This is a genomic window from Streptomyces sp. NPDC059679 (assembly GCF_042734105.1).
Classification (GTDB): domain Bacteria; phylum Actinomycetota; class Actinomycetes; order Streptomycetales; family Streptomycetaceae; genus Streptomyces.
In genome coordinates, this window is sequence record NZ_JBHWES010000048.1 from 39,154 (window position 1) to 54,238 (window position 15,085).

General features: G+C 73.6%; 9 protein-coding genes. 4 read left to right on the forward strand and 5 right to left on the reverse strand.

From position 1 onward, the window contains the following. Positions 1–50 precede the first annotated feature (50 nt). Genes ACFV2X_RS37190 through ACFV2X_RS37200 form a run of 3 tightly spaced genes read right to left on the reverse strand, consistent with a single transcriptional unit; the run spans position 51 to position 5,022 of the window. Positions 51–1,262 carry a VWA domain-containing protein gene (locus ACFV2X_RS37190; protein ID WP_385625430.1) on the reverse strand — a complete coding sequence of 404 codons (1,212 nt, stop codon included), beginning with the start codon at positions 1,260–1,262 and terminating at the stop codon, positions 51–53. Beyond that, positions 1,259–3,781, reverse strand: coding sequence for a DUF5682 family protein (locus tag ACFV2X_RS37195; protein WP_385625432.1), 2,523 nt, complete (start codon positions 3,779–3,781; stop codon positions 1,259–1,261). The genes ACFV2X_RS37190 and ACFV2X_RS37195 overlap by 4 nt, the downstream gene beginning before the upstream one ends. Continuing rightward, positions 3,778–5,022 (reverse strand): AAA family ATPase, encoded by a 1,245-nt coding sequence (locus tag ACFV2X_RS37200; protein ID WP_385625433.1) that lies wholly within the window; start codon positions 5,020–5,022, stop codon positions 3,778–3,780. Before ACFV2X_RS37200 ends, ACFV2X_RS37195 begins: the two co-directional genes overlap by 4 nt. Positions 5,023–5,159: 137 nt before the next feature. Between ACFV2X_RS37200 and ACFV2X_RS37205 the strand changes: the two genes are divergently transcribed. Together ACFV2X_RS37205 and ACFV2X_RS37210 are read left to right on the forward strand one after the other, a co-directional pair. Beyond that, positions 5,160–6,626, forward strand: a complete 1,467-nt coding sequence (locus ACFV2X_RS37205; protein WP_385625435.1) for an SWIM zinc finger family protein — start codon at positions 5,160–5,162, stop codon at positions 6,624–6,626. After that, positions 6,623–8,668: a DUF5691 domain-containing protein gene (locus ACFV2X_RS37210; RefSeq protein ID WP_385625436.1), complete on the forward strand. Its 2,046-nt coding sequence runs from the start codon at positions 6,623–6,625 to the stop codon at positions 8,666–8,668. Before ACFV2X_RS37205 ends, ACFV2X_RS37210 begins: the two co-directional genes overlap by 4 nt. A 255-nt stretch (positions 8,669–8,923) precedes the next feature. Here ACFV2X_RS37210 and ACFV2X_RS37215 read toward each other — a convergent pair whose 3' ends face one another. Beyond that, positions 8,924–9,334, reverse strand: coding sequence for a cobalamin B12-binding domain-containing protein (locus ACFV2X_RS37215; RefSeq protein ID WP_385625438.1), 411 nt, complete (start codon positions 9,332–9,334; stop codon positions 8,924–8,926). A 414-nt stretch (positions 9,335–9,748) separates the two neighbouring features. Here ACFV2X_RS37215 and ACFV2X_RS37220 point away from each other — a divergent pair, with 414 nt between their 5' ends. Together ACFV2X_RS37220 and ACFV2X_RS37225 are read left to right on the forward strand one after the other, a co-directional pair. Beyond that, positions 9,749–10,552 (forward strand): esterase/lipase family protein, encoded by an 804-nt coding sequence (locus ACFV2X_RS37220; RefSeq protein WP_385625440.1) that lies wholly within the window; start codon positions 9,749–9,751, stop codon positions 10,550–10,552. 181 nt (positions 10,553–10,733) lie between these two features. After that, positions 10,734–12,428, forward strand: a complete 1,695-nt coding sequence (locus ACFV2X_RS37225; protein WP_385625442.1) for a M23 family metallopeptidase — start codon at positions 10,734–10,736, stop codon at positions 12,426–12,428. A gap of 69 nt (positions 12,429–12,497) precedes the next feature. On the opposite strand, the gene pcrA is transcribed toward ACFV2X_RS37225, so the two are convergent. After that, a complete protein-coding gene (gene pcrA / locus ACFV2X_RS37230) occupies positions 12,498–14,996 on the reverse strand; it encodes a DNA helicase PcrA (RefSeq protein ID WP_385625444.1) in 2,499 nt (832 codons plus the stop codon). Between the last annotated feature and the right edge of the window lie 89 nt (positions 14,997–15,085).

Here is a 15,085-nt window from a genome sequence, read left to right on the forward strand (position 1 = left end):
GGTTGATCCTTGCACGACGGGCGGGGGGCGGCGCAACCCCCCGGCGATGGTTACAGCTCCTTGTCCGGTATGGGTAGTTGGCGCTTTTCGATTGCCGCGGCCATGACGTCCGGGAAGAGATCGGGGGTGCAGGCGAAGGCGGGCGCGCCGAGCGCGGCCAGCGCCGCGGCGTGCTCCCGGTCGAAGGCGGGCGCGCCCTCGTCGGACAGCGCGAGCAGCGCGACGAACTGCACACCGGACGCCTTCATCGCCGCGACCCGGCCCAGCATCTCGTCGCGTATGCCGCCCTCGTACAGATCGCTGATCAAAACGACCACGGTGTCGGCGGGGCGGGAGATCTGCGACTGGCAGTACGCGAGCGCCCGGTTGATATCCGTGCCGCCGCCGAGCTGGGTGCCGAAGAGCACGTCCACCGGGTCGTCCAGCTCCTCCGTCAGATCCACGACGGCGGTGTCGAAGACGACGAGCCGGGTGGCGAGGGAGCGCATCGAGGCCAGTACGGCGCCGAAGACGGAGGCGTAGACGACGGACGCGGCCATCGACCCCGACTGGTCGATGCACAGGATCACGTCCTTCTTCACCCCGTGCGCCGCGCGCCCGTATCCGATCAGCCGTTCGGGGACGACGGTGCGGTGCTCGGGGAGGTAGTTCTTCAGGTTCGCGCGGATGGTGCGGTCCCAGTCGATATCGCGGTGGCGCGGGCGGCTGGTCCGGGCGGTGCGGTCGAGGGCGCCGGTGAGGGTGGCGCGGGTCCGGGTGGCCAGCCGCTTCTCCAAGTCCTCCACGACCTTGCGGACGACGGCGCGGGCGGTGGTCTTGGTCGTCTCCGGCATCGCTTTGTTGAGCGAGAGCAGAGTCCCGACGAGGTGGACGTCCGCCTCCACGGCCTCCAGCATCTCGGGCTCCAGGAGCAGGGCGGACAGGCCGAGCCGGTCGATGGCGTCGCGCTGCATGACCTGGACCACGGAGGTGGGGAAGTATCGGCGGATGTCGCCCAGCCAGCGCGCCACTTGGGGCGCGGAGCCGCCGAGCCCGGCCGCGCGCGGACCGCTCCCCGGCGAGCCGCCGCGGGCGGTGGCGGCGGCACCGCCGCCGGGGCCCGTCCCGCCACCCGCGCCGTAGAGCTCTTCGAGCGTGCGGTCCATCGCGGCGTCCTGCCCGCTCAGCGCGCATCCCGTCCCGTCACCGCCCTGCCCGCCGAGCACCAGCCGCCAGCGGCGCAGCCGCTCGTCCGTGGCTTCCCCGGTCGTCTGCGCGGTCATCCGGCCACCTCCGACGCGTGGTTGTCGTGACTGTTGGGGCTGCTGTGGTTGTCGTGGCTGCTGTGGTAGTCGTCAAGCCCCAGAAGAAGGCGGACCGTCGGCAGTGCGGCCGCCGCGCGCCCCTCGACCAGACCGGGCCCGAACCCGGGCGCGGGCGGGCCTCCGGCCGGACGCGGGCCATCGGCCGCCGCCGGTCCGCGGCGGACCAACTCGCCGAGCGTGCGGCGCACCCCGGCGTCGTACGCCGAGAACGTGCGCCGCAGTAGCGGCAGTACGTCCGTGAACGCCTCCGCCGGAACGCCCGTGAGCCAGCCGTCGAGCAGGCCCAGCAGCCGTTCGTCATGGACCAGCAGCATCCCGCCGCCCGCGCCGCCGCCTACGAATCCCTCGATCCAGGCCGCCGCTTCAACGGGCGCGGTCCCGGGCGAAAGCACCAGCCCCATCAGCCGGGCCGCCTCCCCCTCGACCAGCCGACCGTCGTCCAGGAGCAACCGCGCGGCCCGCCCCCGAATCACCCCTGAGATCCCGTCCCGCCCGCCAAGCCCCCGCAACACGCCGATCCAGCGCCCCCGCAACCCGATGTCGGGCCGACCGCCCTCGCCGCCCGCACCGTCCCCGCCATCCGCCCGGATCTCGGCCAGCAGGCCGACGGCCTGGTGCACGGCCTCCATGTGGCCGCGCATCTCCGCCGCGCCGTCCGCGTCGAGGCCGAAGCAGGCGGGTGGCAGGCCGACCAGGGCGCGTTCGGCCAGGCCCATGGCGACCTCGGCCAGGGCGGCGGTGTCCGTGCCACGTACGTCGCCGTAGCGCACCGAGCGGACGAGCGCGGGCAGGGCCTGGGCGAGATGGCCGACGTCCGCGTCGAGGGCGGCGCGGTCGGCGAGCGCGCGCATCACGACCGGGAGCGCGTCGGGGAGCCCGGCGAGCAGACAGCGCTCGGCCAGGTCCGTGACCTCGCCGAGGGCCGTGGCGTCCACCGCCTTGGCCTCCGCCCTCGTCGTGGCGGCCGACAGCACGGTGGTGCCCCACACCCCCGCCTCGGCGACCCGCACCGACAGCTCCGGCTCCCAGCGCAGCCGCCATGTCTCCCGGAACGTGCCGGTGCTGCCGCGCGAGGCGGCCGGGGTCCCCCAGTCGACGCCGAGCAGCCGCAGCCGGTGCAGCAGGCGGCTGCGCGCGGCATCGGTCTCCTTGCGCAGGTCCAGCTCCAGCTCGCGGTCAAGCGCCTCCGGCTTGAGCCGAAGCGATCGCTGGGTGCGCGTCAGATCCCGCTGGAGCGGAGTGGCGGGCGCCGACTCGGGCACCTCGCCCAGGACGTCCCCGACGACCAGCCGGTCGTGGACGAGCGCGAGCGGCACATCGGAGCCCTCGCACATCACCGCCCGCACCGCGTCCATGGTCTCGGCGAGCCCGGCCAGCGGCCGGCCGCGCATGGCGGCCAGGGTCTCGGCGAGCCGTACGGCCTCGATGACATGGGCGGACGAGACGGCGAAGTCCTCAGCGCGCAACAGCCCGGCGACCTTGGTCAGCCAGCGCTCCAGCGGGCGGTCCGCGGCGTGGAAGAGATGGCTGTACCAGCCGGGGGAAGCGATCCCCGCGCCGTAGCCACTGTGCCGGGCCAGCCGACGGTGTGTCCACGGCACCCAGCTGAGCTCGACCTTGGCCTTCGGCAACCCCTTGAGGAGCCCCCGATCGGCCGTTGCGGTCGTCCGCTCGGCCAGCGCCGGAACGTGCCAGGCCCCGCACACGACGGCGACCCGGTCCCCGAACTCCCGCCGCGCCTCGCGCAGCCGCAGCCGCATCTGCGCCTCGCGCGCGGCGTCGTGCTCATGTCCGCCGTGGCCGTACTCGGCGCGGAGCGCGGCCATGGCTTCGCCGAGCGCGGCGAACGACGCGACGGCCCCGGTCCCGGCTCCCGTCCCGTCCACCCCGTCCGCCGTGCCCTGGCCGCCCGTCGTATCCGCGCCCGCGCCCGGGCCCAGGCCGCGGTGCTCGACGACGTCCTCCCACCACCGCTCCGGCTCCTCGTATCCCGCGGCCTCCGCGAGCACCGCGAGTGGGTCCACCCGCAGCCGCCCGGCCGGATCCCCCTCCGACGCCTCGGCCTCCCCATCCGCACCCGTACGGGCCGCCAGGGCCAGGGAGTTCGTCGCCGGGAGGTCGATGAACCGCACGGGAACGCCGCGGGACAGGGCCCATTGGATGGCCACCCACTCCGGCGAGAACTCGGCCAGCGGCCAGAACGCGGCCTGCCCCGGGTCGCTCACCGCGTGGGCGAGCAGGGCGACGGGGGGCCGCATGCCCTCCTCCGCGGCGAAGTCGACGAGCGCGTCCGCCTCCGGTGGTCCCTCGATGAGCACGGCGCCGGGCTCGCATGCGTCGAGCGCCGACCGCACCGCCCGCGCGGAGCCCGGGCCGTGGTGCCGTACGCCCAGGAGCAGCGGCCACGGCGGCTCGGCCGGTACCGCCCGAGGGCCGGGCGGGGGCGCCGCGCGGTCCTGGGTGACGGCGGCACTCACGCGCTCACCTCGCGGCACGCGCGGTAGAAGTCCTTCCAGCCGTCGCGCTCGCGGACCACCGTCTCCAGGTACTCCTGCCAGATGACGCGGTCCGCCGCCGGATCGCGGACCACCGCGCCCAGGATGCCCGCGGCCACGTCGCCCGCCCGCAGGACACCGTCGCCGAAGTGGGCGGCGAGCGCGAGTCCGCCGGTGACCACGGAGATCGCCTCGGCCGTCGACAGCGTGCCCGACGGCGACTTGAGCTTGGTGCGCCCGTCCTCCGTCGTCCCGCCCCGCAGCTCGCGGAAGACCGTGACCACCCGGCGGATCTCGGCCACGCCCTCGGGAGCCGGGGGCAGGTCCAGCGAGCGGCCGAGCTGGGCCACCCGGCGGGCCACGATGTCGACCTCCTCCTCGGCGGTCGCGGGCAGCGGCAGCACGACCGTGTTGAACCGGCGGCGCAGGGCGCTGGAGAGTTCGTTGACCCCCCGGTCGCGGTCGTTGGCCGTGGCGATCAGGTTGAAGCCGCGGACCGCCTGGACCTCCTCCCCCAGCTCCGGGATCGGCAGGGTCTTCTCCGAGAGGACGGTGATCAGCGTGTCCTGGACGTCGGCCGGGATACGGGTCAGCTCCTCCACGCGCGCGGTCATGCCCTCGGCCATCGCCCGCATCACCGGGCTCGGCACCAGCGCCTCGCGGCTGGGGCCGTGGGCGAGCAGCTGGGCGTAGTTCCAGCCGTAGCGGATGGCTTCCTCGGGCGTGCCCGCGGTGCCCTGGACGAGCAGCGTCGAATCGCCGCTGACCGCCGCCGCCAAGTGCTCGGAGACCCACGTCTTGGCCGTGCCGGGCACCCCCAGCAGGAGCAGCGCGCGGTCGGTGGCGAGGGTCGTGACGGCGACCTCGATGATGCGGCGGGGCCCCACGTACTTGGGCGTGATCACGGTGCCGTCCGGCAGCGTGCCGCCGAGCAGGTACGTCGCGACCGCCCACGGCGACAGGCGCCAGCGAGCGGGCCGCGGGCGGTCGTCGGCCGCGGCGAGCGCCTTGAGCTCGTCGGCGAAGGCGTCCTCGGCATGCGGGCGCAGGGCCTCGCCCTCGGCGGCCCCCGCCGTGCCGTCGTCGGCGACTCCGGCGACTCCGGCGACTTGGGCTGCTTGGGCTGCTTGGGTGGCAGCGTCGGCGGCGTCGGCGCCGCCGCGGATCTGGGCGGTCTCAGCGGTCTCGGCGGTCTCGTCTCCGCTGGGCACAGGCACGGTCACAGCTCCCCCACGACTCGTCTCTCCGTCCGTTTCCGGACCCATCCACCACCCTGCACCACACCACTGACAACCAGCCCGTTCGCCAACGAACCCGCAGGTCACGGCCGTTGTCAGTGGGTGCCCGTACCGTCGAGGACATGAATGCGCAGGGGGAACGCTGGACGGCGGAGCAGGTGCTGGCCCTGGCTCCTGACGCCGCTTCACGCAAGACGGGCGGCAAGCTCGCCACGCCCGGCCCGTGGTCGGGCGCGGGGGCGCATGGCCGCGGCGTGTGGGGGCTGTGCGCGGGCAGCGGCAGCAAGCCGTATCAGACCGTCGTCGACCTGGACGGACCGGGCTATCGCTGCAGCTGCCCGAGCCGGAAGTTCCCGTGCAAGCACGCGCTCGGCCTGCTGCTCCTGTGGGCGGGCGGCGGGGGCGTCCCGGAGGTCGAGGGCCCGCCCGAGTGGGCCGGGCAGTGGCTCAGCGAGCGTCGGGAGCGCGCCGAGCGCGCGGCGTCCACGGCCGTCGCCGGGGCCGCGGACGGAGCCGACGGAGCCGCTGGGGGGCGGAAGGGGCCGGGCGGCGTCGCCGATCCGGAGGCGGCCCGGCGGCGGGCCGAGAGGCGTACCCAGCGCATCGCCGCGGGCGCCACCGAACTGGAGCAGCGCCTGGCGGATCTGCTCCGCGAGGGCCTGGCCGGCGCCGATCACGCCGGTTACGCATCGTGGGACGAGACGGCCGCGCGCATGGTGGACGCGCAGGCGCCCGGCCTGGAGGCGCGGGTGCGAGAGCTGGGCGCCATCCCGTCCTCGGGGCCGGGCTGGCCCGCGCGCCTGCTGGAGGAGTGCGCCCTGCTCCACCTGCTGAACCAGGGCTTCTTGCGCCTGGACCGGCTCCCGGAGGCGCTGGCCACCACGACCCGCTCGCGCGTCGGCCTCACCACGACCACGGCCGAGCTGCTGGCCTCCGACACCGCCGTCCGGGACCGCTGGCTCGTCCTCGGCCAGCAGGACAGCGCCGACGGCAAGCTGACGACGCGCCGGATCTGGCTGCGCGGCCAGGACACGGGCCGCATGGCCCTGCTGCTCTCCTTCGGCGCGGCCGGGCACTCCCCCGAACTGGCCCTGCCGGTCGGCATCGTGCTGGACGCCGACCTCACGTACTACCCGGCCGGGCGCCCACTGCGCGCCACGCTCGGCACCCGCCGCCCGGACCCACCGCCGTCCCCCGTGCCGTCGCCCGCGCCCTCGTCTGCGGCGCCGCCGGTGCCTCCGGGGAGTGACATCGACTCGGCCCTGGCCGCGTACGGGGACGCGCTGCGCGAGGACCCCTGGCTGGACGCCTGGCCGGTCGTCCTCGCGGGGGTGACCCCGATCCCGGGCGGCGAGGAAGGCTGGCAGCTGGCGGACGCCCGGACCGGCTCCGCCCTGCCGATCGACCCCCGGTGCTTGGGGCGTACGGACCTGTGGCAGCTGACCGCGATCTCGGGCGGCCGTCCCGTCACGGTCTTCGGCGAATGCGGCCACCGCGGCTTCGCCCCGATCACCACCTGGGATCCGGCCCCCGTCCCGCTCCAGAGCCCGTCCGGCACCGGATCGACACCGTATGGAGGCAGGCCGTGAGCACCACCGCACCCTGGGACGACCTGGTCGCCGCCGCCCTGCTCGGCACCGAGCGCCGCACCCCGCCCATCTCCCCGCGCCCCGGCCAGGACGCGCCCGCCGCCCTGCTGGACGCCGCCGCGCTCAGCACCGTACGGCGGCGGGCCGGGCTGCGCCCCGCCGCCTCCCGGCCGGCCCCCGCCCCCGCGCCCGAGGACCCGCGCCCGCCGCTTCCGCCGGCCGCCCGCAACCGGCTGGCCATGCTGCTGGCCGGCCGCTCGGCCCCCGGCAGCGGCCGGCGCTCCGCTCCCGACCTCGCCGAACTGCTCCCGCAGTGGCTCGCCATGGCCAATCAGTACGGCTACCGCGCGCCTGACGCCCTCCTCCCGGCCCTGTTGGACGCGGCCCGCGCGCGCACCGATCTGCGCCCGGAGGCGCTGACGCTCGGCGGGGCGCGAGTCCTGTGGCTGGCCCGGCTGAACCCGGAATGGAGGTTCGCGCTCCGCGGCGGCGGTGCCGGGCGCGCGGCGGAAGCGTTGGCGGCGGTGGATGCTGATCCGTCAGCATCGCCGCGCCCCCGGGAGGCCGCCGCGGGCACGGCCCCCGCGGCGCCGGGCGCCTCGACCGCGCCCGGTCCCAAGCCCGCCGTCCCCGCCAGTACCACTGCCCAAGCGGTTCCTGGAGAGGCTGCGCCCCGACCCGGCGACACGGCCACGCCAGGCGACGCCACCACGCCCGACCCGGCCGTCCCCGATGGTCCCGCCGCGCCCGGGTCAGGCGACCCCGCCGTGTCCGCTTCCGACGGCCGTGCCGTTCCCCACGGTTCGGCCGCGCCCGGCGCGTCCACCACGCCTGGCGCCGCGGCAGCCCGCGATACCCCGGCGGCCGTGCCCGTCGACATACAGCGCCAGTGGGAGGAGGGCCTGTTCGCCGAGCGGGTCTCGCTGCTGGCGGCGGTGCGCCACCGCGACCCGGAGCTCGGCCTCGCGCTGCTCGGCGGCTCCTGGTCCATGGAGCGCGCCGAGGACCGGCTGATGTTCCTGGACTCGCTCCGCGACGATCTCTCGCCGTCCGACGAGCCGTTCCTGGAACAGGCCCTGACCGACCGCAGCCGGAACGTCCGGGCCACGGCCGCCGAGTTGCTGTCCGCCCTCCCCGGCTCGGCGCTGGCCTCCCGGATGGCCGAGCGGTCCAGGGCCTGTGTCTCCCTCACCGCCGAGGTCATCGCCATCGAAGCGCCGGCCGAATGCGACGGCGGCATGCAGCGCGACGGCGTCGTGGCCAAGCCCCCTTCGGGGGGCGGCGAGCGCGCGTGGTGGTTCGGCCAGTTGGTGGAGGCGACCCCGCTGGAGCGCTGGAGCGACTGGTTCGGCGGGCGTGGCGCGGCCGAGATCGTGGCGCTGCCGGTCGCCGACGGCTGGCAGGCGGACCTTCAGGCGGCGTGGTGCCGGGCAGCCGTCCGCCAGCGGAATGCGGAGTGGTCCCGCGCCCTGCTCGGCGTGCCGTCCGCACCGCCCGCCGCGCCCACCACCCCGACCGCCCCGGGCTCGCCGGGCGGGGCCGCCCCGCCCACCGCCGCGTCCTGGCGCGACCCGGCGAAGCTGCTGTCCGCCCTGCCGCCGGCCGAACGGGCCGAGTGGGTCGCGGACTTCATCGCGGCCCATGGGCTGTCCGACGCCTTCCGGCTGCTGGGCGTGTGTGCCGTGCCCTGGGCCGAGCCGCTGGGCCGGGCGGTCGTGGACGCGCTCGACATCGCCCGTGACGCGGGCAGCTACCCATGGAGCTTCAGCGGCGTGATGGGGCTGGCCGAGCGCTGTCTGGACCCGGACCAGGCCGACCGGCTGGAAGTGCTCACCGCGATATCGGACGAACCGGCGGACGGCTCGCCCGGCGCCGGGGGCTACTGGTCGGAGGCGTTCCAGCGCCTGGTGGGCACGCTCCGGCTGCGCGCCGCGATGCGCCGCGAGCTCGAACCACCAGCTGGCGCAACACCGACCGGCACAACTCCGACCCACCCGGCGGCGACCGGCCCGGCTCCGACCGGTCCGGCACCGACCTCCTAGCGCCGCGTCAGCCGGCCCATCCGGCACCTTGCAGCTGACCCCACCAGGGCGCCTGCTTCGCCATCGGGGCGCCCTTGGGCCGCTGCGACCGGGCTGCCGGGCTGGTGGCTGCCGGGCTGCCGGGCGAACCTCGGCCGACGCGGCACCAGTCGGTCGTGCTGACCACGCCACGGCCCGCCCGGACTCCCAGCCGCAGCAAGCCGTGCCGCGTCAGCGACCCGCGCGCGACGCGGCCACCCCGCGCGGCCCGCGGGGTTACGCGGCCACCGGCCGTACGTTCGCTCTGACCCACTCCACGATCGAGGTGGTCGTGGCCCCCGGGGTGAAGATCTCGGCCACCCCCCGCTCCTTCAGCAGCGGGATGTCCGCCTCGGGGATGATGCCGCCGCCGAACACCTTGATGTCCTCCGCGTCGCGCTCCCGCAGCAGCTCGAGCACCTTCGCGAAGAGCGTCATATGCGCTCCGGAGAGGATGGACAGCCCGATCGCGTCGGCGTCCTCCTGGATCGCGGTGTCGACGATCTGCTCGGGCGTCTGGTGGAGGCCGGTGTAGATGACCTCCATGCCCGCGTCCCGCAGCGCCCGCGCGATGACCTTCGCCCCGCGGTCGTGACCGTCGAGCCCAGGCTTGGCCACCACCACACGGATCGGACCGGTCACACCCATCGCAGCCTCCATGTCGTCATCCCCCGCGGTGCGTCGCGCGCGGATCTCGTGGACCTCCGTCGCGGGGCGTGAACGTGAACGAACGTTATCTACAGCATCCCGCACGCAGCAGTTTCACGGCGCGCGGCAAAGGGGAAATCACACGTGGGACACATTCACCTCGGCCGCACCCACCTCCGCCTCGCCCGCCGCGAGGCGGTTCCACGCATCGGGCCGGCCACCAGGGGAGCCGCAGCGGGGACCGTCGCACCGCGCCGCGCCATCAGCACGAGCCGCCTGGCGCCGCGGTGCGACGGCGCGGTCGTATTGCCACGACCACGACGTCCACCACCACCGTCCACCCACTGCAGGCTTCCCGCGAGGGTTCACGGGGGCAGTGCCGCCTCCCGTGCGCCGTTCAGGAGGTCGGCCGTCATGGGCCTCACCCGGATTCGCGCTACCGTCCTCGACCTGGCGATCCTCGCCGGGCATCTCCTCCTCTATCCAACCGGCCTGCTCCAAGAGCGCCCACCCGCCGCGCCGCCGCCCGCCGCACCACCATCGCCCGGCGCCCCGGCCCGGCTGCCCACCAACGACCAGGCCCACCGCCCGGTCCTCCTGCTGCACGGCTTCATCGACAACCGCTCCGTCTTCGTCCTGCTGCGCCGCTCCCTGCGTCGGCACGGCCGACAGCATGTGACAGCGCTCAACCACTCCCCGCTGACCTGCGATATCCGCACCGCCGCTGTGCTGCTCGACCGCCATGTGCGGGAGATCTGCGCGCGCACCGGCCACGGCCGAGTGGATGTCGTGGGGCACAGCCTGGGCGGTCTGATCGCCCGTTACTACGTGCAGCGGCTGGGCGGGGACGCCTTTGTGCATACGCTGGTCACCCTCGGCACCCCGCACTCCGGCACCCGCACCGCGCCCCTGCTGTCCGCGCATCCGCTGGTGCGCCAGATGTGCCCGGATTCCGATGTGATCGAGGAATTGCGGCTCCCCGCGCCCGATTGCCGTACTCGGTTCATCGGCTTCTGGAGCGATGTGGATCAGCTGATGATCCCCGCGGAGACGGCCCGTATCGACCATCCGGATCTACGGGCGCGCAACATCCGCGTCAGCGGAATCGGGCATCTCACCCTCCCGGTGCACCATGCGATCGCCGCGGAAGTCCGCGAGGCGCTGGATGGCGCCGAAGGGGCGCCGACAGACGCTTCGGGCGCCGCTTCGGTTGCGTGAAGGGGCGGGAAGTTGCCGAACAGTAATCGAACACCCGGCCAAATTACGCCAGCCAGTCAGCCGAAAGGCGGCCAAATGCCCGTTCCGGCGTTACTCAAAACCTGATGAAGATTGTCGCCGTCCCGAACCGGCGGGTACAGTCGCCGCTAATTCTCCTGCTGCCGAGGCGAAAGAGAAGTTGGTGGTTAACGACCGTCACCCGTCGGGGATCACAACCTCGACCGTCCCCGCTCCTGACGCCTCATATCCGTATTACGAGGCATACGACCAGCAGGGCACAGCGCACGGCTACGCCGGGTACGACGGCTACTCCACCGGCAGCTTCGACAACGTCACCGCCGCATACGGCGATGGCGACCCCCTCTTCGGCTCCCTCCCCGGCGACCACGGCGGCGGCTATGGGACCGGGCACGACGGAACCGGCAGCGGGCAGTACGACGCCGCGCAGTGGGGCGCCGCGACCGGCGCCTACGACTCCGGCGTCTATGACTCCGGGACCTCCGGAACCTATGACACCACCGCGATGTGGGCCGGCTCCGGCGTTCCGCTGGCCGGCACCATCCCGGCCCAGCAGGACTCGGACACCGGAGGCCACTGGGACGCCTCCGCCTGGGACACCACCGGCCACCACGATCTGACGGCCGGCGCCGATCTGACGGCCGGCGCCCAGTGGGACGGCACCGGGCAGTACGACACGTCGGGGGTCGACACCGGCCAGACCCAGTTCTGGGACATGAGCGCCTATGCGACCGTCGACGAGTCGCACTACGGCCAGGGCGAATACGGCCAGGGCGAATACGACCGGCGCGGATACGACCAGAACGGCCACGGCCAGAGCGAGTACCACGAGGGCGGGTACGAGCACGGCGGATATCAGCAGTCCGCCGAGCAGCCGTACGCCGCCCCCGAGGCGGAGCCGGAACCCGGGGCGGGGCCCGTGCGCGAGGCCGAGACCCAGACCGCCCTGATGGCCCTGGACCTCGACTCACCCGAGGCCGACGCGGCCCACAGGGCCGACGCCGCCGACCCCACCGGCCCCGCCCACCCCGAAGGCGGCACGGCCGCCGACTTCGAGGACGCCGCGCCCGAGGTGGCGTCGGTTCCCTCGCCCCGCCGTGACGGCGGCCGCAGCAGCCGCCGCCGCGCCCCCTCGGCCCGCCCCAAACGCTCAGCGCTCCTCACCGTCGCCGTCCCGTCCGTCTGCGCGTTGGGCGTCACCGCAGTGGCCGCCGCCTCCGTCGCCAACATCGGCGACGACAAGAAGGACGCCAAGACCACCCAAGCCGCCTCCGACACCCCGCCGGTCAAGCCTTCGGTCGCCAACAGCAAGCTGGACGCCCAGTTCGCCAGGGGCCTCGATGCCGGCGATGACTTCCGGAACCGCGCCAGCCGCACCCAGGAGCGGATCGACCTGAAGGCGCGCCAGGCCGCCGAGCGGCAGCGCAAGATCGAGGAGGCCGCCCGCAAGGAGGCGCTGCGGCCGAAGTTCGCGCTGCCCGTCTCGCAGCACGGGCTGAGCGCCACCTTCGGTCAGGCGGGCATCAACTGGATGTCCGTGCACACCGGCATCGACTTCCCGGTCAGCTACGGCACTCCGGTCATGGCCGCGACCGACGGCACCGTACGCGCCCAGTGGAACAACGCCTACGGCAACATGGTCATAGTGACCAGCCCGGACGGCACCGAGACCTGGTACTGCCATCTGAGCAGCGCCAAGATCCGGGCCGGTTCGGTCAAGGCCGGGGACGTCATCGCGTACTCCGGGAACTCCGGCAACTCCACCGGGCCACACCTTCACTTCGAGGTGCACCCCGGCGGCGGCTCTGCCATAGACCCGCTGCCGTGGCTGCGCTCCCACGGGCTCGACCCGACATAGCCCCAGGCCCTCACCAGTAGCCCCCGGGCCCCCACACCAGTAGGCGCCGGGGCCGCCAGGCGCCCCCCCCTACAGCTTCTCCACCGGCGCGTACCGCAGCAGCAGCCGCTTGGGCTTCTCGTCGCCGAAGTCGATCGTCGCCTCCGCGTTGTCCCCGCTGCCCTTCACCGCGACCACGGTGCCGAGCCCGAACGCGTCATGGGTGACCCGGTCGCCGATGGCCAGCGCGACCACCGGCCGCTCCTTCGCCCGGCGCGTGGCGAAGCCACCGGCCCCGGACCCCGCCCTCGAACGCGACGAGGACAGCGAGGACGCAACCCCCGAGACGGCACCGCCGGCCCCGACCGCGCCCATCGACGCCGACGGGGTGGAGGGCCCGGTCCGCTGCCAGCGCATGTACTGGTCCGGGATCTCCTCCAGGAAGCGGGACGGCGGGTTGTACGCGGGCTGGCCCCAGGCGCTGCGCATCGTCGACCGGGTCAGATACAGCCGCTCGCGCGCCCGCGTGATGCCGACGTACGCCAGCCGCCGCTCCTCCTCCAGCTCCTTCGTCTGGCCGAGCGCGCGCATATGCGGGAAGACCCCGTCCTCCATGCCGCTGAGGAAGACCACCGGGAACTCGAGGCCCTTGGCGGTGTGCAGCGTCATCAGCGTGATGACCCCGGCGCCCTCGGTGTCGTCGTCGGGGATCTGGTCGGAGTCGGCGACGAGCGCGACCTGCTCCAGGAACTCCGCGAGCGTGCCCGGGTTCTCCTCGCCGCGCTCCTGCTCGTACTCCAGGGCGACGGCCGCCAGCTCCTGGAGGTTTTCGATACGGGTCTCGTCCTGCGGGTCCGTGGACGCCTGGAGCTCCGCCAGATAGCCCGTGCGCTCCAGCACCGCCTCCAGCACGGTGGCCGGTCCGGCGCCCGACTCGGCGATCGTGCGCAGCTCCTCCATCAGCACGTTGAACCGCTTGACCGCGTTGGCCGAGCGGGCCGCCATGCCGTACGCCTCGTCGACGCGGCGCAGCGCCTGCGGGAAGGTGATCTTCTCGCGCAGCGACAGCGCGTCGATCATCGCCTCGGCGCGCTCGCCGATGCCGCGCTTGGGCACGTTCAGAATCCGGCGCAGCGGGACGGTGTCCTCCGGGTTGGCCAGCACCCGCAGATACGCGAGGACGTCGCGGACCTCCTTGCGCTCGTAGAAGCGCACACCGCCGACGACCTTGTACGGCAGCCCGACCCGGATGAAGACCTCTTCGAAGACACGGGACTGCGCGTTGGTCCGGTAGAAGACGGCCACGTCGCCGGACCTGGCGTCGCCCGCGTCCGTCAGCCGGTCGATCTCGTCGGCGACGAACTGGGCCTCGTCGTGCTCGGTGTCGGCCACATAGCCGGTGATGGTCGCCCCGGCACCGGCGTCGGTCCACAGGTTCTTCGGGCGCCGGTTCTCATTGCGCTCGATGACGGCGTTGGCCGCGCTGAGGATCGTCTGGGTGGACCGGTAGTTCTGCTCCAGGAGGATGGTCGTGGCGTCCGGATAGTCCTCCTCGAACTGGAGGATGTTACGGATCGTGGCGCCCCGGAAGGCGTAGATCGACTGGTCGGCGTCGCCCACCACGCACAGCTCGGCGGCCCCGATTCCCTCGCCGTCACCGCCGCCCTCGGCGGAGGTCGCCGGGCCCGGGCCCACCAGCTCGCGCACCAGCGTGTACTGCGCGTGGTTGGTGTCCTGGTACTCGTCGACCAGGACATGGCGGAAGCGGCGGCGGTAGTGCTCGGCGACATCGGGGAATGCCTGGAGCAGATTGACCGTCGTCATGATGATGTCGTCGAAGTCGAGGGCATTGGCCTCGCGCAGCCGCGACTGGTACATCACATACGCCTCGGCGAGCGTCTTCTCGAAGCCGTCCGAGGCCTGTCCGGCGAAGGTCTCCTCGTCGATGAGCTCGTTCTTCAGGTTGGAGACCTTGGCGCTGAAGGACTTGGGCGGATACCGCTTCGGGTCGAGGTCCAGATCCCGGCAGACCAGCGCCATCAGCCGCTTGGAGTCGGCCGCGTCGTAGATCGAGAAGGAGGAGGTGAAGCCGAGCTTCTTGGACTCCCGGCGCAGGATGCGCACACAGGCGCTGTGGAACGTCGACACCCACATGGCGTTCGCACGCGGGCCGACCAGCTCCTCGACCCGCTCCTTCATCTCGCCCGCGGCCTTGTTGGTGAAGGTGATGGCGAGGATCTGGCCGGGGTGCACGCCGCGCGCGCCGAGCAGATACGCGATGCGGTGGGTGAGCACCCGGGTCTTGCCGGACCCGGCGCCCGCGACGATCAGCAGCGGCGAGCCGGTGTGCACCACGGCGGCCCTCTGCTGCTCGTTCATCCCCTCCAGGAGCGTGGCCGTATCCACCGCGGGGCGCGCCGCGCCGTCGCGGTAGTACGCCTCCCTGGGGGCGGGCGCGTCGAACTTCCCGTCGAAGAGGTCGTTCGGGACGTCCTCAGCGGCGGGCCCGCCGTCGTCCTCGGGCGGCGGGGGCTCCTCGTCCGAGGGCCCGAGGTCCGCCAGGAAGCTGTCATCAAAGAGGCTGCTCATCGCTCACCGAGTCTAGGGCGCCGCACTGACAGCGTATGCGCGGAAGTCACGAAACGGTTTCGGGACAATTCGAACATCAGCCTTCACAC